Source organism: Blastococcus sp. SYSU D00813, from assembly GCF_054050735.1.
The window spans coordinates 28,693-51,906 of record NZ_JBJGZX010000012.1 but is presented as its reverse complement, the minus strand read 5'-3'; the positions used below and the strand labels follow the sequence as shown (position 1 = coordinate 51,906).

At 75.0% G+C, this 23,214-nt stretch carries 22 protein-coding genes and 1 tRNA gene; 17 read left to right on the top strand and 6 right to left on the bottom strand.

The annotated features are described in order from the left end of the window. Window positions 1–123 precede the first annotated feature (123 nt). From mfd to ACI8AX_RS10805, 7 genes are all read left to right on the top strand, one after another. Window positions 124–3,666 (top strand): transcription-repair coupling factor, encoded by a 3,543-nt coding sequence (gene mfd, locus ACI8AX_RS10835; protein ID WP_456549815.1) that lies wholly within the window; start codon window positions 124–126, stop codon window positions 3,664–3,666. Between the two features lie 85 nt (window positions 3,667–3,751). Beyond that, window positions 3,752–4,747, top strand: coding sequence for a SurA N-terminal domain-containing protein (locus ACI8AX_RS10830; RefSeq protein WP_456549814.1), 996 nt, complete (start codon window positions 3,752–3,754; stop codon window positions 4,745–4,747). Between the two features lie 10 nt (window positions 4,748–4,757). Continuing rightward, entirely contained in the window at window positions 4,758–5,666 is a 909-nt protein-coding gene (locus ACI8AX_RS10825; protein ID WP_456549813.1) for a MazG family protein, read from the top strand. A gap of 61 nt (window positions 5,667–5,727) precedes the next feature. Next, the gene (eno, locus tag ACI8AX_RS10820) at window positions 5,728–7,011 is read left to right on the top strand and encodes a phosphopyruvate hydratase (protein ID WP_456549812.1); all 1,284 of its coding nucleotides are present in this window, start codon (window positions 5,728–5,730) and stop codon (window positions 7,009–7,011) included. Window positions 7,012–7,102: 91 nt separating this feature from the next. Then, window positions 7,103–7,585, top strand: coding sequence for a septum formation initiator family protein (locus ACI8AX_RS10815; RefSeq protein ID WP_456549811.1), 483 nt, complete (start codon window positions 7,103–7,105; stop codon window positions 7,583–7,585). Then, the gene (locus ACI8AX_RS10810) at window positions 7,582–8,139 is read left to right on the top strand and encodes a DUF501 domain-containing protein (RefSeq protein ID WP_456549810.1); all 558 of its coding nucleotides are present in this window, start codon (window positions 7,582–7,584) and stop codon (window positions 8,137–8,139) included. Before ACI8AX_RS10815 ends, ACI8AX_RS10810 begins: the two co-directional genes overlap by 4 nt. Beyond that, the gene (locus ACI8AX_RS10805; RefSeq protein ID WP_456549809.1) at window positions 8,136–9,086 is read left to right on the top strand and encodes a Ppx/GppA phosphatase family protein; all 951 of its coding nucleotides are present in this window, start codon (window positions 8,136–8,138) and stop codon (window positions 9,084–9,086) included. Before ACI8AX_RS10810 ends, ACI8AX_RS10805 begins: the two co-directional genes overlap by 4 nt. Before the next feature lie 4 nt (window positions 9,087–9,090). On the opposite strand, the gene ACI8AX_RS10800 is transcribed toward ACI8AX_RS10805, so the two are convergent. Further along, window positions 9,091–10,287: a GNAT family N-acetyltransferase gene (locus ACI8AX_RS10800; protein ID WP_456549808.1), complete on the bottom strand. Its 1,197-nt coding sequence runs from the start codon at window positions 10,285–10,287 to the stop codon at window positions 9,091–9,093. Between the two features lie 130 nt (window positions 10,288–10,417). Here ACI8AX_RS10800 and ACI8AX_RS10795 point away from each other — a divergent pair, with 130 nt between their 5' ends. Together ACI8AX_RS10795 and ACI8AX_RS10790 are read left to right on the top strand one after the other, a co-directional pair. After that, the gene (locus ACI8AX_RS10795) at window positions 10,418–11,185 is read left to right on the top strand and encodes a uracil-DNA glycosylase (RefSeq protein ID WP_456549807.1); all 768 of its coding nucleotides are present in this window, start codon (window positions 10,418–10,420) and stop codon (window positions 11,183–11,185) included. A 12-nt stretch (window positions 11,186–11,197) separates the two neighbouring features. Beyond that, window positions 11,198–11,271 (top strand) — tRNA-Leu (locus tag ACI8AX_RS10790). 6 nt (window positions 11,272–11,277) lie between these two features. Here ACI8AX_RS10790 and ACI8AX_RS10785 read toward each other — a convergent pair. Continuing rightward, entirely contained in the window at window positions 11,278–12,246 is a 969-nt protein-coding gene (locus ACI8AX_RS10785; RefSeq protein WP_456549806.1) for an AraC family transcriptional regulator, read from the bottom strand. A 244-nt stretch (window positions 12,247–12,490) separates the two neighbouring features. Here ACI8AX_RS10785 and ACI8AX_RS10780 point away from each other — a divergent pair, with 244 nt between their 5' ends. From ACI8AX_RS10780 to ACI8AX_RS10770, 3 genes are all read left to right on the top strand, one after another. Continuing rightward, window positions 12,491–12,748: a hypothetical protein gene (locus ACI8AX_RS10780; protein ID WP_456549805.1), complete on the top strand. Its 258-nt coding sequence runs from the start codon at window positions 12,491–12,493 to the stop codon at window positions 12,746–12,748. Window positions 12,749–12,883: 135 nt separating this feature from the next. Next, window positions 12,884–13,705 (top strand): Bax inhibitor-1/YccA family protein, encoded by an 822-nt coding sequence (locus tag ACI8AX_RS10775; protein ID WP_456549804.1) that lies wholly within the window; start codon window positions 12,884–12,886, stop codon window positions 13,703–13,705. Window positions 13,706–13,881: 176 nt separating this feature from the next. Beyond that, window positions 13,882–14,442 (top strand): dihydrofolate reductase family protein, encoded by a 561-nt coding sequence (locus tag ACI8AX_RS10770; protein WP_456549803.1) that lies wholly within the window; start codon window positions 13,882–13,884, stop codon window positions 14,440–14,442. A 126-nt stretch (window positions 14,443–14,568) separates the two neighbouring features. Here the strand turns inward: ACI8AX_RS10770 and ACI8AX_RS10765 are convergent, their stop codons facing one another. Together ACI8AX_RS10765 and ACI8AX_RS10760 are read right to left on the bottom strand one after the other, a co-directional pair. After that, a complete protein-coding gene (locus tag ACI8AX_RS10765; protein WP_456549802.1) occupies window positions 14,569–15,789 on the bottom strand; it encodes an acetyl-CoA C-acetyltransferase in 1,221 nt (406 codons plus the stop codon). 76 nt (window positions 15,790–15,865) lie between these two features. After that, entirely contained in the window at window positions 15,866–16,858 is a 993-nt protein-coding gene (locus ACI8AX_RS10760; protein ID WP_456549801.1) for an SGNH/GDSL hydrolase family protein, read from the bottom strand. Window positions 16,859–16,954: 96 nt separating this feature from the next. On the opposite strand from ACI8AX_RS10760, the gene ACI8AX_RS10755 reads away from it, so the two are divergent. Next, window positions 16,955–18,313, top strand: coding sequence for a DUF2252 domain-containing protein (locus ACI8AX_RS10755; RefSeq protein ID WP_456549800.1), 1,359 nt, complete (start codon window positions 16,955–16,957; stop codon window positions 18,311–18,313). A 49-nt stretch (window positions 18,314–18,362) separates the two neighbouring features. On the opposite strand, the gene ACI8AX_RS10750 is transcribed toward ACI8AX_RS10755, so the two are convergent. Further along, a complete protein-coding gene (locus tag ACI8AX_RS10750; protein WP_456549799.1) occupies window positions 18,363–18,599 on the bottom strand; it encodes a hypothetical protein in 237 nt (78 codons plus the stop codon). A gap of 52 nt (window positions 18,600–18,651) precedes the next feature. Here ACI8AX_RS10750 and cutA point away from each other — a divergent pair, with 52 nt between their 5' ends. Both cutA and ACI8AX_RS10740 read left to right on the top strand, forming a co-directional pair. After that, entirely contained in the window at window positions 18,652–18,996 is a 345-nt protein-coding gene (cutA, locus tag ACI8AX_RS10745; RefSeq protein ID WP_456549798.1) for a divalent-cation tolerance protein CutA, read from the top strand. Between the two features lie 179 nt (window positions 18,997–19,175). Continuing rightward, window positions 19,176–20,864 (top strand): putative bifunctional diguanylate cyclase/phosphodiesterase, encoded by a 1,689-nt coding sequence (locus ACI8AX_RS10740; protein ID WP_456549797.1) that lies wholly within the window; start codon window positions 19,176–19,178, stop codon window positions 20,862–20,864. Between the two features lie 15 nt (window positions 20,865–20,879). Here the strand turns inward: ACI8AX_RS10740 and ACI8AX_RS10735 are convergent, their stop codons facing one another. Beyond that, window positions 20,880–21,167: a DUF6343 family protein gene (locus tag ACI8AX_RS10735; RefSeq protein WP_456549796.1), complete on the bottom strand. Its 288-nt coding sequence runs from the start codon at window positions 21,165–21,167 to the stop codon at window positions 20,880–20,882. A 45-nt stretch (window positions 21,168–21,212) separates the two neighbouring features. On the opposite strand from ACI8AX_RS10735, the gene prfB reads away from it, so the two are divergent. Continuing rightward, the gene (gene prfB / locus ACI8AX_RS10730; protein WP_456549795.1) at window positions 21,213–22,325 is read left to right on the top strand and encodes a peptide chain release factor 2; all 1,113 of its coding nucleotides are present in this window, start codon (window positions 21,213–21,215) and stop codon (window positions 22,323–22,325) included. Between the two features lie 164 nt (window positions 22,326–22,489). Further along, window positions 22,490–23,179: a cell division ATP-binding protein FtsE gene (gene ftsE, locus ACI8AX_RS10725; protein ID WP_456549794.1), complete on the top strand. Its 690-nt coding sequence runs from the start codon at window positions 22,490–22,492 to the stop codon at window positions 23,177–23,179. Window positions 23,180–23,214: the final 35 nt, after the last annotated feature.

The window sequence follows — 23,214 nt, the reverse complement described above, 5'->3', positions numbered from 1 at the left end:
TGCAGGGGCCCGCGCCTGCGCGAGCGAGGCGGAGGGGCAGCCCGGTCCTTACACTGGGTGGTCGGCCCCGCCGCACTCGGCGGCACCGTCGTGGGCCGGCGATCCTGTGGGAGTCCGATCCTCGTGTCCCTGCGCGGCGTGCTCGACGTCGTCCTCACCGACCCCGGCATGGCCCGCGTGGTGGCCTCCGCCGGCCGCGCCGAGCTGGCGGTCACCGCGCCGCCGCCGGTGCAGCCGCTGGTCGCCGCGGCCCTGGCCGCGGAGCGGCCGGGGGCCGGCGTCCCGGTCCTCGTGGTCACCGCGGGGGAGCGGGACGCCGACGCGACCGCCGACCTGCTCCGCTGCTTCGCGCCCGGCCGCCGCGTCGAGGTGTTCCCCGCGTGGGAGACGCTCCCGCACGAGCGGCTGAGCCCCCGCGCCGACACCGTCGGCCGCCGCCTCGCCGTCCTCCGCGACCTGGCACATCCCGGCGACCACCCGCCGGTCGACGTGCTGGTCGCGCCGGTGCGCAGCGTGCTCCAGCCGCTGGCTCCGGGGCTCGGCGACCTGACCCCGGTCGAGCTGCGGCCCGGCCAGGAGGCCGAGCTCGACGACGTCGCCCGCGCGCTGGTCGACGCCGCCTACACCCGCGTCGAGCTGGTCGAGAAGCGCGGCGAGTTCGCCGTCCGCGGTGGCCTGCTCGACGTGTTCCCGCCGACCGAGCCGCACCCGGTGCGCGTCGAGTTCTGGGGCGACGAGGTCGACGAGCTGCGCTACTTCTCCGCCGCCGACCAGCGGTCCCTCGACGACCGCCCCGACCGGCTGTGGGCTCCGCCGTGCCGCGAGCTGCTGCTCACCGAGGCCGTCCGTGCCCGCGCCGCGGAGCTGGCCGCCGAGCACCCGGGCCTGGGCGACCTGCTGGGCAAGCTGGCCGAGGGCATCGCCGTCGAGGGCATGGAGTCGCTGACCCCGGCGCTGCTGGGCGAGCAGCCGATGCAGCTGCTCACCGACCTCGTGCCGCGCGGCACGCACGTGCTGGTCTGCGACCCCGAGCGGGTGCGCAGCCGCGCGGCGGACCTGGTGCGCACGGCCGAGGAGTTCCTCGCCGCGTCGTGGGCCACCGCCGCCGAGGCGGGCGAGGCCCCGCTCGACCTGGGCGCGTCGTCCTTCCGCGACCTGGCCGACGTCGAGGCCGCCGCCCGCGGCCGGGGCCTGCCCTGGTGGACGACGGGCGCCTTCACCCTCCAGGCCGAGGACGACGACACCCAGGTCACCCTCGACGCGACCACCGTCGACCGCTTCGCCGGCGACGTGCCGAAGGCCGTCGAGACGATGCGGGGCTGGCACCGCGAGGGGTGGCGGGTCGTCGTCACCTTCGCCGGCCCGGGCCCCGCCCAGCGGGCCGCCGACCAGTTCGCCGAGGCCGAGCTCGGCGCCACGCTCGTCCCGGGCATCGAGTCCGCACCCGACGAGCGGCTGACCACGGTCACCCAGGGCAACCTCGAGTCCGGCTTCGCCTTCCCCGGCGTCGGCCTGGCGCTGCTCACCGAGCACGACCTCACCGGCTCGCGCGGCACCACGATGCGCGACGCGGTGAAGATGCCGGCCCGCCGCCGCAACGCCGTCGACCTGGTCCAGCTGCAGCCCGGCGACCTCGTCGTCCACGAGCACCACGGCATCGGCCGCTACATCGAGATGATCAGCCGCACCGTCAACGGCGGGCAGCGCGACTACCTGATCGTCGAGTACGCGCCGGGCAAGCGGAACCAGCCACCGGACCGGCTGTTCGTCCCCACCGACTCCCTCGACCAGCTGACCCGCTACGTGGGCGGCGAGGCGCCGGCGCTGTCCAAGCTCGGCGGCGCCGACTGGCAGAAGACCAAGGGCCAGGCCCGCCGCGCGGTCAAGCAGATCGCCGCCGAGCTCATCCGGCTGTACTCCGCGCGGATGGCCACCCAGGGCCACGCGTACGGGCCCGACACCGTCTGGCAGCGGGAGCTGGAGGACGCCTTCCCGTTCCAGGAGACCCCCGACCAGCTGGCCGCGATCGACGAGGTCAAGGCCGACATGCAGAACCCGGTGCCGATGGACCGGATCATCTGCGGCGACGTCGGCTACGGGAAGACCGAGATCGCGGTCCGGGCGGCGTTCAAGGCGGTGCAGGACGGCAAGCAGGTCGCCGTCCTCGTGCCGACGACGCTGCTGGCCAACCAGCACTTCAAGACCTTCTCCGAGCGGTTCGCCCAGTTCCCGGTGACCGTGAAGGTGCTGTCGCGGTTCCAGTCCGACGCCGAGAGCGCCGAGACACTGCGCCAGCTCGCCGCCGGGGAGGTCGACGTCCTGGTCGGCACGCACCGGCTGCTGCAGCCGACCACCCGGTTCAAGGACCTCGGGCTGGTGATCGTCGACGAGGAGCAGCGCTTCGGCGTCGAGCACAAGGAGTACCTGAAGACGATGCGGACGGCGGTCGACGTCCTGTCGATGTCGGCCACCCCGATCCCGCGCACCCTGGAGATGAGCCTGACCGGCATCCGCGAGATGTCGACGATCCTCACCCCGCCCGAGGAGCGGCACCCGGTGCTGACCTACGTCGGCGCGTGGGAGGACAAGCAGATGGCCGCCGCGATCCGCCGGGAGCTGCTGCGCGACGGCCAGGTCTTCGTGATCCACAACCGGGTGCAGTCCATCGACAAGGCCGCGGCGAAGATCCGCCACCTGGTGCCCGAGGCTCGCGTCGCCGTCGGCCACGGGCAGATGAAGGAGCACGAGCTCGAGCGGATCATGGTCGGCTTCTGGGAGAAGGAGTACGACGTCCTGGTCGCGACGACGATCGTCGAGTCCGGCCTGGACATCCCGAACGCCAACACCCTGATCGTCGACCGGGCCGACACCTTCGGCCTCTCCCAGCTGCACCAGATCCGCGGTCGCGTGGGCCGTGGCCGCGAGCGGGCCTACGCCTACTTCACCTACGACCCGACCCGGCCGCTCACCGAGACCTCGGTCGACCGGCTGACCACCATCGCCAACAACACCGACCTGGGCGCCGGCATGGCCGTGGCCATGAAGGACCTGGAGATCCGCGGCTCGGGCAACCTGCTCGGCGGCGAGCAGTCCGGGCACATCGCCGGCGTCGGGTTCGACCTCTACGTGCGCCTGGTCGGCGAGGCCGTGGCCGACTACCGCGCGCAGGTCACCGGCGAGGAGGCGCCCGCCGAGCCGGTCGAGGTCCGGGTCGACCTGCCGGTCGACGCGCACCTGCCGCACGACTACGTGCCCGGCGAGCGGCTGCGGATGGAGGCCTACCGCAAGGTCGCCTCGGTGCAGGACGACGACCAGGCGCAGGCCGTGCTCGACGAGCTCACCGACCGGTACGGCGCCCCGCCGGCGCCGGTGCTCAACCTGCTCGCGGTCGCGCGGTTCCGGGTCGCGATGCGCACGCTGGGCATCACCGAGGTGTCGCTGCAGGGCCGGGTCATCCGGATCGGCCCGGTCGACCTGCCGGAGTCCAAGCAGATGCGGCTGGCGCGGCTGGCCGAGGGGGCGACCTACAAGGCCGCGGCGTCGACCATCTCGCTCAAGGTGCCGGTCGGCCCCGACCGCCGCACGCCGCTGCGGGACGTCGCGCTGCTGGAGAACCTGCACGCGACCCTGCGCGCGGTCCTCGAGCAGCCGGCCGCCGTCGCCTGACGATCGGAGTCGCTCGGGTGCGGGAACCGCACCCGAGCGACTCCGCCTGCCGGGCCCGCTCCACGAGGTGTGGGAGTCTCGCGGCGTGCGCACGCGTCGACCGGCCGCCGTCCTCGCCCTGGGCCTGATCGCCGGGCTCGCCCTCACCGGGTGCCGGACCTCGCCCAACGTCGCGGCCTACGTCGGCGACGACCGGATCACCGTCGACGCGCTGCAGGGCGCGGTCGACGACCGGCTCGCCGACCCGGCCCAGGCCGAGGCGGTCGGGGACGACGTCGGCGGCTACACCCGCGAGGTGCTCACCGACCTGGTCAACGAGCGGGTGTTCGCGGCCGCGGCGCAGCGCTACGGCGTCGAGGTCGGGGACGCCGAGGTGCGCGAGCGGATCTCGGCGCTGCTGGGCGGCGGGGACCCCGAGGACGCCTACGCGCAGCTGGCGACCCAGGGCTTCTCCCGCGAGGACGTCGACGCCAGCATCACCCAGCAGCTGGTGGTCGAGGGTGTCGCCTACGCCGCGGGCGAGGCCGAGGAGCCCGACCAGGCGGCCCTGCGGTCGCAGTACACGGCGCTGCTGACCTCCCAGGAGCCGCGGCCGCTCGGGATCATCACCGTGGCCGACCAGGCCACCGCCGACGCGGTCGTGGCCCAGCTGCAGGCCGACCCGTCGACCTACCAGTCGCTGGCCGGCCAGTACCAGGGGCAGGCGACGCTGCCGCAGGTCGACCAGATCGGCCCGGACCAGCTGCCCCCGGACCTGGCGGCGCCCCTGCTGGCGGCGGCCGAGGGCACGGTGTTCTCCCAGGCCGTCCCCGGGCTCGGCGGCGTGACCGTCGTCTACGTCCCGGCGTTCGAGGACGTCGCCTTCGCGCTCGGCGAGCAGTCCCGGGCCGAGGCGCAGGACGCCGGGTCGCAGCTCGTGCTCGCGGTGGCCGAGGACCTCGACATCTCGGTCAACCCGCGGTTCGGCAGCTACCGGGAGGGCTCGGTCGTGCCGGCCGAGGGCGGCGTGGTGCAGCTGCTCGACGAGACCGCCGAGGACGCCGACGAGGCCGCCCTGCCCCCGGTGGACGGCGAGGGCTGAGGTGCCGCTCGTGCTCGTCGTCACCACCAGCCCGCGGCTGCCCGGGCTGCTCGGCCCCGCCGGCTGGCGCGCGGTCTCCGGCGGCCGCCCGCTGGCCGCCGTCCCCGGTGCCGCCGCGACGGCCGAGGCGCTGCGGGCCGAGGGCCTGGCGGTCGCCGACGTCCCCGACCTGGCCGCTGCCCGCGCGCTGCCCGGCGACGTCGTCTGCCTGGTCCCGGCCGGTGAGCCGACCGACGACGCGCCCGTGGTGACCGGCGCACCCGAACCCGCCGGCGCGCGGCTGCTCGACGTCGTCACCGTCATGGACCGGCTGCGCTCGCCCGGCGGCTGCCCCTGGGACGCCGAGCAGACCCACTCCTCGCTGCGCGGGTACCTGCTCGAGGAGGCGCACGAGGCCTACGACGCGATCGTCGACGACGACCCCGTGGCCATGCGCGAGGAGCTCGGCGACGTGCTGCTGCAGGTGGTCTTCCACGCCCGGGTCGCCGCCGAGGCCGGGCCCGGGCGCCGGTTCGACGTGGACGACGTCGCCGGTGAGCTGGTCGACAAGCTGGTCCGCCGGCACCCGCACGTGTTCGGTGACGCCGGGCCGCGGGACGTCGCGCAGGTCGAGGCGGGCTGGGAGGAGATCAAGAAGGCGGAGAAGCAGCGCCGCTCGCCGACCGAGGGGGTCTCCCGCTCGCAGCCGGCCGCCTCGTGGGGCGCCGCGCTGGTGCGCCGGGCCGGCCGGGTGGACCTGCCGACGCCGGAGCCGGCGGAGCTGGCCGCGCAGAGCCCGGAGGAGCTGGGGGAGCGGCTGCTCGCCGTTGTGGCCGCCGCCGAGGCCCGCGGGTGGGACGTCGAGGACGCGCTGCGCGAGGCCGTGCGCCGCTACGCCGGGGAGCTCGACGCCGCCGCCGAGGAGCGCGCCCGCAGCTGACCCGCCCGCCCCCCCGGCGAGGGGCGCGAGCGCGGCGGCCGGGGCTCGTTAGGCTGCCCCCGTGGCCAGCATCGACGCCGTCGGCGCGCGGGAGATCCTCGACTCGCGCGGAAACCCCACCGTGGAGGTCGAGGTCGCCCTCGACGACGGGACGATCGCCCGCGCGGCGGTCCCCAGCGGCGCCTCCACGGGCGCCTTCGAGGCGGTGGAGCTGCGCGACGGCGGTGAGCGCTACGGCGGCAAGGGCGTGACCCAGGCCGTCGACGGCGTCCTCGACGTCATCGGCCCCGAGCTCGTCGGCTACGAGGCCAGCGAGCAGCGCCTGGTCGACCAGCGGCTGCTCGACCTCGACGGCACGCCCGACAAGTCCCGGCTGGGCGCCAACGCGATCCTCGGCGTCAGCCTCGCGGTGGCGCGGGCGGCGGCGGACTCGGCGAGCCTGCCGCTGTTCCGCTACGTCGGCGGCCCCTCGGCGCACCTGCTGCCGGTGCCGATGATGAACATCCTCAACGGCGGCGCCCACGCCGACAGCAACGTCGACGTGCAGGAGTTCATGATCGCCCCGATCGGCGCGGCGACCTTCGCCGAGGCGCTGGCCGTGGGCACCGAGACCTACCACGCGCTGAAGTCGGTGCTGAAGGGCCGCGGGCTGTCCACCGGTCTCGGCGACGAGGGCGGCTTCGCCCCCGACCTGCCGAACAACCGCGCGGCCCTGGACCTCATCGCCGAGGCGGTGGAGAAGGCCGGGTACTCGGTGGGCACCGACATCGCGTTCGCGCTCGACGTCGCCGCCACCGAGTTCCACGCCGACGGCGGGTACGACTTCGAGGGCCAGACCCGCTCGGCGGAGTACCTCACCGACTACTACCGCGAGCTCGTCGACGCCTACCCGATCGTCTCGATCGAGGACCCGCTGTCCGAGGAGGACTGGGACGGCTGGATCGCCCTGACCGCCGCCCTCGGCCAGCGCGTGCAGCTGGTCGGCGACGACCTGTTCGTCACCAACCCCGCCCGCCTCGCCGACGGCATCGAGCGCGAGGCGGCCAACGCGCTGCTGGTGAAGGTCAACCAGATCGGCACGCTCACCGAGACGCTCGACGCGGTGAACCTGGCGCACCGCAACGGCTACCGCTGCATGATGAGCCACCGCTCCGGCGAGACCGAGGACACCACGATCGCCGACCTCGCCGTCGCCACCGACTGCGGCCAGATCAAGACCGGCGCCCCCGCCCGCAGCGAGCGCGTCGCCAAGTACAACCAGCTGCTGCGCATCGAGGAGGAGCTGGACGACGCCGCCCGCTACGCCGGCGCCTCGGCCTTCCCGCGGCTGGCGGCGCGCGCCTGACGTGGCCGGGCAGCGGGACCGCCGCGGTGACCGGCGCGGTCCCCGGCGGGGGAGCACCGGGCGGCCGCTGGCGCACGCGGCGTCCCGTCCGGTGCCGACCGGGCGGGTCCCCGGCGCCGGCAGCCGCCCCGAGCCGCGGCGTGCCGGCCGCCGGACGCCGCGGACGACGGCGGCCGCCGGCCGGGCGCGCCGCCCGCTGTTCACCGGCCGGGCCGTGCTGCTCGTCGGGCTCGTGCTGCTGCTCGCGCTGACCCTGGCCGGGCCGTTCCAGCAGTACCTGGCCGGCCGGGCCGAGCTGGCCGAGCTGGCCGCCGAGGGGGCGGGGCTGGACGAGCGGATCGCCGAGCAGGAGGCCCGCCTGGCCGAGCTCGGCGACCCCGTGGTGCTCGCCCGCGAGGCCCGGGAGCGGTTCTTCTACGTGGCGGAGGGGGACCGGCTGATCCGCGTCGTCGACGAGGAGGACGCCGAGGGTGACGCCGGCACGGTCCCCGAGGCGCCCGAGACCGGGCCGCGGACGTGGTACGACGCGCTGATGGGCTCGGTGGCCACGGCCGACGACGTGGCCACGCCGTGAGCGGCGGCCCCGGCGGCCCCGGCGGCCCCGGCGGGCCGGTGCGCGAGCCGGTGACCCCGGCCGACCGGGAAGTCGTCGCCCGGCAGCTCGGCCGGCCGCCGCGCGCGCTGGTCGCGGTGGCGCACCGCTGCCCGTGCGGGCAGCCCGACGTCGTCGAGACCTCCCCGCGGCTGGAGGACGGCACCCCGTTCCCCACGCTGTACTACCTGACCTGCCCCCGGGCCAACGCCGCCGCGAGCCGGCTGGAGTCCGGCGGCCGGATGCGGCAGTGGCAGGACGACCTCGGCACCGACCCGGAGCTCGCGGCCGGCTACCGCGCCGCCCACGAGGCCTACCTGGCCGCCCGGGACGCCGCCGCCCGTCCCGGCGAGCCGGTGCTGGAGACCCGCAACACCGCCGGGGGCATGCCCGACCGGGTCAAGTGCCTGCACGCGCTGGCCGGGCACAGCCTGGCCGCCGGCCCCGGCGTCAACCCCGTCGGCGACCGCGCCGTCGCCGAGATGGGGGAGTGGTGGGCGAAGGGGCCCTGCGCCCTCCCCGAGGAGGACGCATGACACGGGTCGCGGCCATCGACTGCGGCACCAACTCCATCCGCCTGCTGGTCGCCGACGTGCCCGAGCGCGGCGCGCACACCGACCTGCTGCGGCGGATGGAGGTCGTCCGGCTCGGCGAGGGCGTGGACGCCACCGGCCGGCTGTCGGAGGCGGCGATCGAGCGCACCCGCCGGGTGCTCGCCGAGTACACCGCCCAGGCCCGCGAGCTCGGGGCGACGGCGGTGCGGATGGTCGCCACGAGCGCCAGCCGGGACGCCGCCAACCGCGCCGACTTCGAGCAGATGGTGCAGGCGACGCTGGGCCAGCTGCCCGACGTCGTCCCCGGTTCCGAGGAGGCGCACCTGTCCTTCCTCGGCGCCACGGCCTCGCTCGACGCCGCCGTGGCCGCCCACGGGGGTGCGGCACCCGAGCCGCCCTACCTGGTCGTCGACATCGGCGGCGGCTCGACGGAGTTCGTGCTCGGCGACAGCAGCGGCGTGCGGGCCGCGCGGTCGGTGGACGTCGGCTGCGTGCGGCTGACCGAGCGGCACCTGCACGGCGACCCGCCGACCGCGGACGAGATCCAGCGCACCGAGGCCGACGTGCGGGCCGCCCTGGCCGAGGTCGTCGCCGACGTCCCCGTGGCCGAGGCCGCCACCCTCGTCGGGCTGGCCGGCTCGGTGACCACCGTGGCCGCGCTCGCGCTCGGCCTGCCCGAGTACGACGCCGACGCCATCCACGGCTCGCGCATCCCGGTGTCCGCCGTCCGCTCGGTCACGGCCGGGCTGCTCACCGCCAGCCGGCAGCGGCGGGCGGCGCAGGCGGTCATGCACCCGGGCCGGGTCGACGTGATCGGCGGCGGCGCGCTCGTGCTGCGCGTGATCATGGACGCCTTCGCGATCGACTCCGTCGTCGTCAGCGAGCACGACATCCTCGACGGCATCGCGATCCAGCTCGCCCGCGGCTGACCGGTCAGCGGGAGGCGCGCGCCTCCCGGACGCGGTGCATCGCCGACCGGGCGACCTCGCGGGCCCGCCCGCTCAGCGCGCGGCGGGCGAGGGCGAGGACGGCGGTGGTGGCGGCGGTCGCGGGCAGGTAGCCGCCGGAGCCGAGCAGGCCCGGCCGTGCCAGGACGAACCGCTCGGCGGTCACGTGCTCGGGACGCCAGCGCAGCTTGTAGTCCTCGTCGCCGCGCAGGAACGAGTACTCGGGCAGCCCCAGCCGCCCGGCCGCCTCGAGCGCCCCGCCGACGAGCAGCACCGACGTGTCGACGTGCTCGCGCAGCGCGGGGTCGATCCCGGCGAGGTAGTAGGCCAGCTGCCGGTGCCCGACCAGGTCGACCTCGCCGGCCAGGGTCCGGCCCTCGAGCCGGTACTCGACGAACACCGCCTGACCGCGGTCGACCATCGCGCCGACGGCCTCGGCGAGGAACGCCCGGAAGCGCTCGGTGAGGTGCTCGGGGTTGCCGCGCCGGCCGGCCCACTGGGCCTCGTGCAGGCGGATGAGCCGGTTGACGGCGGCGGGGACGTCGGCGGCGGTCAGCTCGACGCGCTCGACGCCGAGCTTGTCGATCTTCTTGAGCTTCCGGCGCAGCGTCCCCGCCGTCCGGGAGGGGAGGCGGCCGAGGACCTCGGCCTGCGGGAGCACCGGGAGCTGCAGGTTCAGCGACGACGGCGCCCGGCGGGCGCGGCCCGGCCAGGCCTGCGCCCACGCCTGCGCCGCCGAGCCCGGCAGCACCTCGGGCAGGTCGAGGACCCGCCACCCGGGGACCCCGAGCAACGCGCGAACCAGCCGGGGGCCGGCGTCGGGCACCTGCGGGTCGAGCAGGACGTCGGTGGAGTCGGCGAGCGGCCCGCCCAGCGGCGCGAGCGTGGGCACGGGGCCGCGGCGCAGCCGGTACAGCGGCGCGGCGGCGACCATCGTGCCGCCGTCCCAGACGGTGACCACGGCCAGCCGGCCGTCCGGCACGTAGGCGCGCGCCCAGGCGCTGCTCCACGCGTGCGCCTGGAACGCGGTGGCCGCCGGGGTCCGGCGCCACAGGTCGTCCCAGGCGGCGGCGAGGCGGTCGAGCCCGGCGTGGTCGGCGACGACCACCACCCGTGGGGCGGACGACGGCGCGGGGTCGGCCGCCACGGGCTCCTCGACCGACGCGCTCACCGCTGCGCTCACTGTCCACCTCTCGCCGGCTCCTGCGACGCCGTCCGTCCGGACGGGGCGCTGACCGGTCCGAGCGTAGGGAGCCCGGCGGCCGCGGCCGACCCCACAAGGAGGGAATTCGGCCCGGCGGTCACACTGGGCCGTGCTCTCCGACGACGTGGCCGGGTTCCCGGTGACCCGCACCCCCGCCGGGGTCGTCCGCTCGGCCCGCGGGGCACGCGAGCTCGCCGTCCTCGACGCCCGGGTCTCCGGCTGCCGGGCCTGCCCGCGGCTGGTCGCCTGGCGCGAGGAGGTGGCCCGGGTGAAGCGGGCGTCCTTCCGCGACGAGGACTACTGGGGGCGGCCGGTGCCCGGGCTGGGCCCGGCCGACGCCCGCATCGCCGTCGTCGGGCTCGCCCCGGCGGCGCACGGCGGCAACCGCACCGGCCGCGTGTTCACCGGCGACCGCAGCGGCGACTGGATCTTCGCCGCGCTGTGGCGCGCCGGGCTGGCCAACCAGCCCACCTCCACCCACGTCGGGGACGGCCTGGAGCTGACCGACGTGCGGGTCGCCGCCGCCGTGCGCTGCGCGCCGCCGGCCAACGCCCCCACCCCCGAGGAGCGCGACACCTGCTCCCCGTGGCTGGCCCGCGAGCTGGCGCTGCTGCCGCGCCTGCGGGTGGTCGTCGTGCTCGGCGGCTTCGGGTGGACGGCGCTGTGGCCGGTGCTCGCTGCCGCCGGCTACGTGCTGCCCCGGCCGCGACCGGCGTTCGGGCACGGCGTCGAGGTCGCCCTCGAGGGGCCGCGCGGACCGCTGACCCTGCTGGGCAGCTACCACGTGAGCCAGCAGAACACCTTCACCGGCAAGCTCACCGAGCCGATGCTCGACGCCGTCCTCGCACGGGCGACCGAGGTGGCGGCCGGCGGCTAGCGTTCCCGGCACGCCCCCGTAGCCCAACCGGCAGAGGCAGGCCCCTTAAAAGGGTCCGAGTGTGGGTTCGAACCCCACCGGGGGCACCGTCGTCAGCCGCGCAGCGTCTGCTGCGGTGACCGGCCGTACGACTGCTGGTAGAGGCCGGCGAAGCGGCCCGGGTGGGCGAAGCCCCAGCGCGCGGCGACCGACGCGACCGTGACGCCCGACCCGGGATCGGCGGCCAGGAGCTCCCGGTGCGCCCGCTCCAGCCGCACGCGGCGCAGGTAGCCGGTGGGGGTCTCGTCGAGGTGGCGGCGGAACGCCTCCTGCAGGGCCCGGGACCCGATGCCGGAGGCCTCGGCGATGTCGGCCAGGGTGAGCGGCTCGCCGGCGTGCGCGTCGATGAAGTCCGTGCTCCGGCGGACCGCCGCCGGATGCGCCCCGCCGCCGTCCCCGGTGTGGCCGGCCGTCGTCCCGGTGCTGGGGAAGGCGGCGAGGACGGCCGCCGCCGCGGTGTCGACGGCGCCGGCGAGGACGAGCGGCTCGGAGATCGCCGGGGTGTCCCCGCGGAACAGCGAGTGCACGTAGCGGAGCGTGTCGCCGCAGTACCGGCCCAGCCCGGGCGACAGCGGCCGCATGCTCTCGAAGCGGAAGTCGGCCGGGTCGGTGCCGGACCGGGCCGCGGCCCGGCGGGCGATCTCGCGGGTCGGGACCCGCAGTACCTGCAGGCGCATCACCTGCCACTCGCAGGTGAAGCGCCGCCCCTGCGGGAAGAGCACCACGTCACCCGGCGTGGCGTGGGCGTCCTCGCGGGCGTGCGCCACCCGCAACCGGCCCCCGGCGAGCAGGGCGACCCACGTCTCGCCGACGGGGTCGACGTCCTCCTGGACCCCCATGGTGTGGTGCAGCGTGTCGACGGCGAGGTCGCCGGCCCTGGCCGTCGTCTGCCGGTAGGTGAAGCGCTCGGTGCTGCCGCGGATGACCAGGCGGTGGCCGGCGAAGGTGTCGCGGATGGACTCGTGGGCCCGCACGACGTCGCGCGTGGCCACCTCGAACCGCTCGACGCCGTCGGTGCGCATCGTCGCCCCTCCCTGGGCATCCCGGTCCGTACGGACCGGGCCGGCCGTGTCACCCCGCTCCCTCCGCTATACCAGACGGCGGCCGCCGCCGGCTGCCGCGCCCGGCGCCCGACCGGTGTCCGGATCGCGCGGCGGCCGTCCGCTCCGCGAGGACGCGGCGTACCGGGTGTTGTCGTCCCGCGACCGGCGGTGCGGGAATGGGGCCGAGGCCGTGCCGCGGCCGAGCGCGTACCGGGAGGCCGAGGTGACGACGAGCCGGGGAGAGGCCCACGCAGGCCTGTGGACCGTGGGCGCCGACGGGGTCGGGTGGCGGGACTGGTCGGGGGAGTCCGTGCGGATGCCGACGGGCCGGCTGCACGCGGTCACCTCCGACGGCCTCGTCGAGGGGCGGGCACTGTGCATGGCGCCGGTGGCGCTGCTGGACCCCCGGGACTGGGCGTGGCCCGACGACGGCGCCGACGAGTGGCCGCTGTGCTGGATCTGCCTCGCGCTGACCCGCTGACCCGATGACCCGGGCCACCCGCCCGAGGGGACTTCGCCAGGTCAGGAACGCGCCACGCCCGTCCGGCGTTGGACAGATCGAGTGGGGTGCAGGACCGTTGACCCCACGACCGCCAGTCACCTCGAGGAGATGACGATGCCCAGCTCCAACCCGGCCTTCGGTCGGGGCTTCGCCAACGCCACCAACGGCGCGGCGGGCCAGCAGTACGGGAACTGGGGCGCGCCCCAGCCGTACGGCGCACCGACCCAGAGCCCGTACTCCGCGCCGTCCCCGTACGCGCGCACCACCACCCGTTACATGACGATGGACGACGTCGTCCAGAAGACGGGTCTGTCGTTCCTCGTCACCGTCCTCTCGGCCGCCGTCACCTGGGCGCTGCTGCCCCAGGACGTCGCCTTCGGCCTGGCCCTGCCGGCGGTGCTCGTCGCCCTCGTGCTCGGCCTGGTGATCTCGTTCAAGCAGATCGCCAACGCCGGCGCCACGCTGGCCTACGGCGCGCTCTACGGTGTCGCCCTCGGCGCCATCAGCGAGGCGTTCAACCAGGTCTACCCCGGCATCGTGATGCAGGCGGTGATCGGCACCTTCGGTGTCTTCGCCGGCATGCTCGTCGTCTACAAGACCGGCGCCATCCGGGTCACCCCGAAGCTGACCCGCTGGATCGTCGGCGCGATGTTCGGTGTCCTGGCGCTGATCCTGGTCAACCTGGTCGTCAGCCTCTTCGTCGGCGGCGACGCCCTGGGTCTGCGCGACGGCGGCCCGATCGCCATCCTGTTCAGCATCGTCGTCATCGGCGTCGCGGCGTTCTCGCTGCTGCTGGACTTCGACATGGCCGACGAGGCGATCCGCCGCGGCGCCCCCGCGAAGTTCGCCTGGTACATCGCCTTCGGCCTGCTCGTCACGGTCGTCTGGCTGTACCTGGAGATCCTGCGGCTGCTGTCCTACCTGCAGGACAACTGACGCCGGCCGGCTGACGCCGGCTCCCGTCCGGCAGTGGCCCGGTCCCCGCGAGGGGGCCGGGCCACTGTGCTGTGCGGGGACGGCGGGACGAGCAGGCCGGCCTGCCGATGAGTTCGGCCTCCCGCGCGGGTCACAGCCCCCGGACACCACCACGCGCTCGGACCGGGAGGAGACACATGGGCAAGCTCATCTACGGGATGGTCACCTCGCTCGACGGCTACACCGAGGCGGCCGAGGGCGACCTGGGCACCGGGCCGGCCGAGGACGCGGAGGTGCACACCTTCATCGACGAGACCTACCGCTCCGTCCGCACGTACCTCTACGGCCGGCGGATGTACGAGACGATGGTCTTCTGGGAGACCGCGCACCTGGAGCCCGGCGCGCCGCCGCACGTCGTGGAGTACGCCCGGAGCTGGCAGGCCGCCGACAAGGTCGTCTACTCGACGACGCTGGAGTCGGTGTCCAGCGAGCGCACCCGCCTCGAGCGCACCTTCGACCCCGACGCCGTCCGGCGGCTCAAGGCGGAGTCCGAGCACGACCTGACCGTCGACGGACCGGCCCTCGCCGCCCAGGCGATCGCGGCCGGCCTGGTCGACGAGTACCACCTGTTCACGACCTCGACCGTGGTCGGCGGCGGCACGCGGTTCTTCCCCGACGGGGTGCGCCTCGAACTCGACCTGGTCGAGCAGCGGGCCTTCGACAGCGGGGTTCGCTACGCCCGCTACCGGACCCGCTGAGCGGCACCGGTCCCGGACGCGCGACGGCCCGGCTCCCGCGCGGGGAGCCGGGCCGTCGTCGTACGGCCTCGCTGCAGGGGCCCTCCGCCTGCGCGTGCGAGGCGTGGGGGGCAGCGGGGTCCTCCTTCAGGAGAGGCGCTCGAGCACCATCGCCATGCCCATGCCGCCGCCGACGCACATGGTCTCCAGGCCGAAGGTCTTGTCCTTGGTCTGCAGGCCGTTGATCAGCGTGCCGGTGATGCGGGCGCCGGTCATGCCGAACGGGTGGCCGACGGCGATCGCCCCGCCGTGCACGTTCAGCTTGTCGATGTCGATGTCGAGGTCCCGGTAGCTCGGGATGACCTGGGCGGCGAACGCCTCGTTGATCTCGACGAGGTCGATGTCGTCGATGGTCATGCCGGCCCGCTGGAGCGCCAGCTTCGAGGCGTCGACGGGGCCGTAGCCCATGATCTCCGGCGACAGCCCGGTGACCGCGGTGGAGACCACGCGCGCCAGCGGGGTGAGGCCGAGGTCGCGGGCCTTGGTGTCGCTCATGACCACCACGGCGGCGGCGCCGTCGTTGAGCGGGCAGGAGTTGCCCGCGGTGGCGCGGCCGTCGGGCCGGAACACCGGCTTGAGGCCCTGCAGCCCCTCGAGGGTGGTGCCGGCGCGGGGGCTGTCGTCCGTGCTGACGACGGTGCCGTCCGGCGTCGTCACCGGGGTGATCTCCCGCTCCCAGAAGCCCTCGGCGGCGGCCTGGGCGTACAGGGTCTGGCTGCGCAGGGCGAACTCGTCCATGTCCGCGCGCGAGACGTCCTTGTACAGCGCCAGGTTCTCCGCGGTCTGGCCCATGGCGATGTAGACCTCGGGGACCTGACCGTTCTCCCGCGGGTCGGTCCACGAGTCGGCGCCGCTCTCGGCGACCTTCGCCACGCGGGCCTTGGCCTCGTCGAACAGCGGGTTCTCGGTGTCGGGCAGCGAGTCGCTGTTGCCCTTGACGAACCGCGACACGGTCTCCACGCCGGCGGAGATGAAGACGTCGCCCTCGCCGGCCCGGATGGCGTGCATCGCCATCCGGGTGGTCTGCAGCGACGAGGAGCAGTAGCGGGTGATCGTCGTCCCCGGCAGGTGGTCCATGCCGAGCAGGACGCTGACCACGCGGCCCATGTTGTGGCCCTGCTCGCCACCGGGCAGGCCGCAGCCGAGGATCAGGTCGTCGATGTCGGCCGGGTCCAGCGCCGGGACCTTGTCCAGCGCCGCACGGACGATCGTGGCGGTCAGGTCGTCGGGCCGCAGGTCCTTGAGGGACCCCTTGAACGCCCGTCCGATGGGCGAGCGCGCGGTGGCGACGATGACGGCTTCGGGCATGGGTCCTCCACGGCGAGGGGGCGGTGCGGTCACCGCGAAACTACCCCCGGGTAGCGGACCGGGCTCCCACGGCCCGTCAGGCCGTCGGGACCTGCTCGGCGTCCTCGGCCTCCTGGGGCGTCGGCAGCTCCGGCGGACGGCGGCGGCGCAGCCGCGCCCACGGGCCGCGCGGACCGGTGTCGGAGCCGCGGACCTGGGTCGGCTGCACCTCGGTGCCGGGGCGGTCGGCGGCCCGGGCGGCGGCGCGCTCGACCGGGCGGACGGTGTCGCGGCGCAGCTTGCGCAGGCCCCGGTCGGCCGCGGCGGGCCAGACCCCCAGCGCGTCGGCCAGGGCCGGCAGGATCACCGCGGCCGCGGCGGCGTAGCCGTCGGCGCTGGGGTGGAACTCGTCCGCGCCGAACATCGTGCGGTCGCGGGCGAAGGTCGGCCCGAGGATCGAGCCGAGGGAGACGGTGCGGCCCCCGGCCTCGACGACGCCGACCGTCTGCGCCGCGGCCATCTGCCGGCTCCAGTGGCGGGCGAAGGTGCGCAGCGGCTGCGCGATCGGCCGGATGGTGCCCAGGTCGGGGCAGGTGGCCACGACGACCTCGGCGCCGATGGCCCGGAACCGGCGCACCGCGTCGGCCTGGTACGCGACCGAGACCGCCGGCCGGGTGCGGGTGGTGACGTCGTTGGCGCCGATCATGATGAGCACGGCGTCGGGCTGCTCGGCCAGGGCCTTCTCCACCTGCTCGGGCAGCTCCCGGGACTCGGCGCCGGAGACGGCGAAGTTGACCAGCCGCACCGGCCGCTCGGCCAGCTCGGCCAGGGCGGCGGCCAGCAGGACGCCGGGTGTCTCGGCGGCCCGGTGCACGCCGAGCCCGACGCCCGTGGAGTCGCCGAGGACGGCGAGCACGAGCGGCTTGCCCCGGCCACGTCCGTAGACGCCGTTGCCCGAGGGCGGCAGCTGCTTGGTGGTGCGGGCGGCGATCGCGCGCCGGGCGAGCTTCGCCTCGCCGCGGAGCAGGACGAACAGCCCGCCGAGGGTGACGCCCAGGCCGCCGCCCACGCCGGCGACGCCCGTGGCCACGCGGCGCACCGTGCCCGCTCCCGTCACCGCCCACCCCCGCGGAGTTCCGTACTGCAACGACTGTCCCGCAGGTTAACCGCCGCCTACGGTGCCCCCGTGCCAGATTCCTCCTTCGGGGTCACGTCCGGCGGAACCGCCGGTGAACGCTCCCAGCTCATCGTCGACACCCTGGTCGAGGCCTTCTCCGACCTCATGACCGCCGACGCGGACGCCTTCCGGACGAAGTTCCGCAAGATGGCGGCCGACCCGTTCGCGTTCTACCGGGGCAGCGCCTGCCTCTTCTACGCCGACATGGCGCAGCTGGAGGACCGGTGGTGCGACGAGCGGACGTCGCGGGTGTGGATCCAGGGCGACCTGCACGCCGAGAACTTCGGCACCTACATGGACGCCCAGGGGCGGATCGTCTTCGACGTCAACGACTTCGACGAGGCCTACGTCGGCCACGTCAGCTGGGACCTGCGCCGCTTCGCCGCCAGCTTCGCGCTGCTGGCCTGGAGCAAGGCGCTGGGCGACGACGTCATCGGCGACCTGCTGCGCACCTACCTGAGCGCCTACCTCGACCAGGTCGAGGCCTTCACCCGCTCCGACGACGACCGCTCCTTCGCCCTCACCCGCGACAACACCGAGGGCGCGGTGCGCGACGCGATCCTGGCCACCACCGCGCGCAGCCGGCTCGGTCTGCTCGACCGGATGACCGTCGTGGAGGGGTACGAGCGGCGCTTCGCCGACACCGGCCGCAACCGCCGGCTGGACGACGACGAGCGTGGCCGGGTGCTGCAGGCGCTGGAGGAGTACCGGCACACGCTGGTGCCCCCGCCGCGCCGGCGCGACGTCACCTTCGACGTGAAGGACGTCGTCGGCACCGGCGGGTTCGGCATCGGCAGCGCCGGGCTGCCGGCCTACAACGTGCTGCTCGAGGGCTACGACCAGGCACTGGAGAACGACGTCGTCCTGTCCATCAAGCAGGGCAACGTCGCCGCGCCCAGCCGGGTCGTGCGCGACCCCGAGCTGCACCGCGCCTTCGCGCACGAGGGCCACCGGACGGCGGTGAGCCGGCGCGCGCTGCAGGCCAACGCCTCGCAGTTCCTCGGCTGGGCCGAGATCGGCGGCGTCGGCTTCGTCGTCGCGGAGCTGTCGCCCTACGAGGTCGACCTCGAGTGGGACGACCTCACCGAGCCCGAGGAGATGGCCCCGGTCCTGCGCCAGCTCGGCCGGGCCACGGCGAAGATGCACTGCGTCGGCGACGCCGACAGCGAGCACACGCTGGTGCCGTTCCAGACCGAGGAGGCCATCACCGCGATGGTCGGCGGCCGCCGCGAGGAGCTGCTCGACGACCTGGTCGACTTCGCCCACTCCTATGCGCGGCGCACCCAGGAGGACCACCGGCTGTTCGTCGACGCATTCCGCGCCGGCCGGATCCCGGGCATCACCTCCAGCGGCGCCCACACCCGCTGAGCGGAGTCGCTCGAGCGCGGGAACCGCGCTCGAGCGACTCCGACGGGGGTCAGCCGCCGCGCTTGACCTCGGCCTCGACGATCCCGCGCAGCGCGGTGGTCAGCGCCTCGTTGCCGGTGTCGCCGGACTCGAGCGCCTGACGGGCCGGCTCGGGCAGCAGCCCGGTGTCCACGTCGTCGAGCCAGGTCACGTCGCCGTCGGCGCGCCGGCCCACCTGCAGGGCGGCGTCCCCCCGGCGCAGCACGTACTCCTCGCCGTCCAGCTGGATCGTCATCTCGTCGCTCATGGCAGGCCCCTACCCCGGACCGGCCCGCGGGCATACCCGTCACGATGGACCCGTGGACGACGAGTGCTGCGAGGTCGTGGTCACCGCCGCGGACGCCGGCTGGCTGGCCGGCCTCACCCGCGACCTGGTCGAGCGCCGCCTGGCCGCCTGCGGGCACCAGCTGGCCGCGATCCGGTCGGTCTACCGGTGGGAGGGCGAGGTGCACGACGAGCCCGAGGCGCGGGTGGCCCTGCACACCCGGCGGGCGCTGGTGCCGGCGATCGTCGAGCACGTCACCGCCGTCCACCCCTACGACGTCCCGTGCGTCATCGCGCTGCCGCTGGTGGGCGGCGCCCCCGGCTACCTCGCCTGGGTGCGGGCCGCGACCCGGTCCACCCCTGCGGGGGAGGACGACTGAAGGGCGGACGGAACCGTGCCGAAAACCGGGGGGTGCCGGGGTCCAGCGGAGGACCCCGCCCGGTGTGCGAGGGGGTGCCCGTGTCCCCGTCCGACCTGCTCGGACTCCCTGCCGACGTCTGCACTCCCGACCGGTTGCCCGCCGTGGCGGCCGTCCTCGGGGCCGTCCCGGTCCCGACCGTGCTGCTGGATCGCGACGGCACCGTCCTGTTCGCCAACGACGCGTGGGCGGCCGCGCTGGAGCTGCTCGACGACCCGCGCCTGCCGGCGGGGGTGGGGGCCGACTACTTCACGCTGGCGGCACAGCTCACCGACGTACCGGGCGCCCTCGAGGTGGTCGGCGGCCTCCGCGCGCTGGCCCGGGGGGAGCGGGCGACGGTCCGGCACGAGTACGAGATGCGGTGCCCTCAGGGCAGCCGCTGGTACCAGCTGGAGGCCACCCGGGTCGACGTCGGCGGACACCTCGTGGTCACCCACTCCGACGTGACCGGCACGGTGCTCGCCCGGCAGGAGACGGACTGGGTGAGCAGCCACGACCTGCTCACCGCGCTGCCGAACCGGTCGGGGATGCACGAGCTGGTCGACGCGGCGCTGCAGGCACCCGGCCGCGGCCCGGTCTCGGTGCTGCTGCTGGACGTCGACGGCTTCACCGACGTCAACGACTCCCTGGGCCACCAGTTCGGCGACGAGCTGCTGCGCCAGGTGGCCGCCCGCCTGTCGCGGTGCGGCCGGGCCACCGACCGCGTCGGCCGGCTCGGCGGCGACGAGTTCCTGCTCCTGTCCCCGGACTGCCCGCCGGAGGGCGCCGCCGTGCTGGCCGACCGCTGCCGGTCGGCGCTGGCCGAGCCGTTCACGATCGCCGGCGACACGGTCCGGCTCGGCGCCAGCGCCGGCATCGCCACCGCCCCGGCCGGCCCGTCCCCGGTCTGCGCGGCCGGCCTGGTGCGCGACGCCGACCTGGCGCTCGCCGCCGCCAAGGGCGACGGGCCCAACAGCCTGCGGGTCTTCGCCCCGGCGCTGCAGCTGGCCGCGCAGCGGAAGGTGGCCCTGCGGACGGAGCTCGAGCGCGGCATCGAGGCGGGGGAGCTGGTCCTGCACTACCAGCCGGTCCTCCACCTGCCCACCGGCGAGTACAACGGCGCCGAGGCGCTGGTGCGGTGGCAGCACCCCGAGCGCGGCCTGCTGCCGCCCGGCGAGTTCCTGCCCGTCGCCGAGCAGTACGACCTGCTGGTGCCGCTGACGCGGTGGGTGCTGCGCGAGGCGGCCCGGCAGAACGTCGCGTGGCGCCGGCAGGGGCTCGACCTGGTCACCGGCGTCAACCTGAGCGCCCGGCACCTGTCCACGGGCACCCTCGTCGACGACGTCACCTCCGCGCTCGAGGAGGCCGGGATGTCGCCGGGCAACCTCGTGTGCGAGCTGACCGAGACCTCGGTGGCCGAGGACCCGGAGTGCGCGGCCACCCAGCTCGCGGAGCTGCGCCGGCGCGGTGTCGAGGTCAGCATCGACGACTTCGGCAGCGGCTTCTCCTCGCTCGGGCAGCTGGTCAACCTCCCCACCGGCGTGCTGAAGATCGACCGCAGCCTGGTCGCCTTCCCGGAGGGCCGGCGCGCGCACTCGGCGGCCGCGATCGCCGCGGTCGTGGCGCTGGGGCGCGCCTGCGGCATCCAGAGCCTGGCCGAGGGCGTGGAGACCGCCGAGCAGCTGGCGCTGGCCACCGAGCTCGGCTGCACCTACGCGCAGGGCTACCACCTGGCCCGCCCCATGCCGGCGGGCGAGCTCGTCGGCTGGATGGCCGCCCGTGGCGGCGGCCGGCGGCCGCGTCCGGGCTCGGTCCTCGCCGTCGCCGGCGGGGCGCCCAGCGGCTGCTGAGGGGGCGCTGAGCGGTCAGCCGGGCTCGCCGCGCGCCTTGCGCCGGACGACCACCACGAGGTCGACCGCGGCGACGGCGGCGAGGACCAGCAGCACGACGCCGGGCCACGCCGGGACGTCGGCCGCGAGCCACAGCACGCCGGCGACGAGGCAGAAGACCAGCCCGAAGGCGGCCAGCACGAGGCGCAGGGTGAGCGCCGACTGCGCCGGCGCGGCCCCGCCGATGCCGGCCGTCGGGTCGTGGTGGTCGGGGAGGCCGCGCGCGTAGTCCTCGCGCGAGCGCCCCCGGCGCGGGGTGCTCATGCCGCGCCGGTACCCCTGCGCCGGGGCGCACTACCCTCGACAGACGTGGCTGCTGACTTCTCCGTCGTCCTGGACGAGCTCGACACGACCCTCAAGTCGATCGAGGCCGTGCTCGACGTCGACAAGCTGCGCCGCGAGGTGGCCGAGCTGGAGCAGCAGGCGGCGGCGCCCGACCTCTGGAACGACGTCGAGGCCGCCCAGGCGCTCACCTCGCGGCTGTCCTACCTGCAGGGCGACCTGCGCCGGGTCGAGGAGCTGCGCAGCCGGCTCGACGACGTCGGCCTGCTGCACGAGATGGCCCTCGAGGAGGGCGACGAGGCGACGGCGGCCGAGGCGCAGCGCGAGCTGGAGAGCCTGCGCGCGACCATCGACGAGCTCGAGGTGCGCACGCTGCTGTCGGGCGAGTACGACGCCCGCGAGGCGCTGGTGACCGTCCGCTCGGAGGCCGGCGGCGTGGACGCCGCGGACTTCGCCGAGATGCTCATGCGGATGTACCTGCGCTGGGCCGAGCGGCACAAGTACCCGACCGAGGTGCTCGACATCAGCTACGCCGAGGAGGCGGGCATCAAGTCGGCCACCTTCTCGGTCAAGGTGCCCTACGCCTACGGCACGCTCTCGGTGGAGCAGGGCACCCACCGGCTGGTGCGGATCTCCCCGTTCGACAACCAGGGGCGCCGGCAGACCTCCTTCGCCGGCGTCGAGGTGCTCCCGGTCGTCGAGCAGACCGACCACGTCGACATCCCCGAGAACGAGATGCGCATCGACGTCTTCCGGTCCTCGGGGCCCGGCGGGCAGAGCGTGAACACCACCGACTCCGCCGTCCGCATCACCCACCTGCCGACCGGCATCGTCGTCTCCTGCCAGAACGAGAAGAGCCAGATCCAGAACCGCGCGGCGGCGCTGCGGGTGCTGCAGGCGCGGCTGCTCGCCGTCCGCCAGGCCGAGCAGCGGGCCGAGATGGACGCGCTCAAGGGCGAGGGCAGCAGCTGGGGCAACCAGATGCGCTCCTACGTGCTGCACCCGTACCAGATGGTCAAGGACCTGCGCACCGAGCAGGAGACCGGCAACACCGCCGCCGTCCTCGACGGCGACATCGACGCCTTCATCGAGGCCGGCATCCGGTGGCGCAAGCAGCAGGAGACCGAGACCGCCGCCTGAGCGGGCGTGACGTTGCGGTGATCACAGGGGAGGCCCGACGACGACGGTGCGTGACCGGCGTCCTGGGCACTCCGATCCCGTCCGTCACCGTCTGCGAGATCGCTCCGGTGCGTCCTCGCGCGAACGGGGGGTGACGGGGTCCGGGGCAGGTACCGTGGCGCCTCGTGATCGAATTGCAACACGTCACCAAGATCTACCCGGCCAGCTCGCGGCCGGCCCTCGATGACGTGTCCACGGAGATCGACAAGGGGGAGTTCGTCTTCCTCATCGGGTCGTCCGGTTCGGGCAAGTCGACCTTCCTGCGGCTGCTGCTCAAGGAGGACGACCCGACCAAGGGCACGGTCATCGTGAACGGCAAGACGCTCAACACGATGAGCAAGTGGAACGTCCCGAAGCTGCGCCGCACGATGGGCTGCGTCTTCCAGGACTTCCGGCTGCTGCGCAACCGCACCGTGGAGCAGAACGTCGCCTTCGCCCTCGAGGTGATCAACAAGCCGCAGCGCACGATCAAGCGCGTCGTCCCCGAGGTCCTGGAGATGGTCGGTCTCGAGGGCAAGGCCAACCGGCTGCCCGGCGAGCTCTCCGGTGGTGAGCAGCAGCGCGTCGCCATCGCGCGCGCGTTCGTCAACCGGCCGCTGGTGCTGCTCGCCGACGAGCCCACCGGCAACCTCGACCCGGAGACCAGCGAGGGGATCATGCTGCTGCTGGAGCGGATCAACCGCACCGGCACCACGGTGATCATGGCGACGCACGACTACCACATCGTCGACTCGATGCGCCGGCGCGTGATCGAGCTCAACGGGGGCCAGATCACCCGCGACCAGTCGCGCGGCGTCTACGGCGTCGGCCGCTGACGGTCGCTCCCGCTACGACCTGCACCTCACGACAG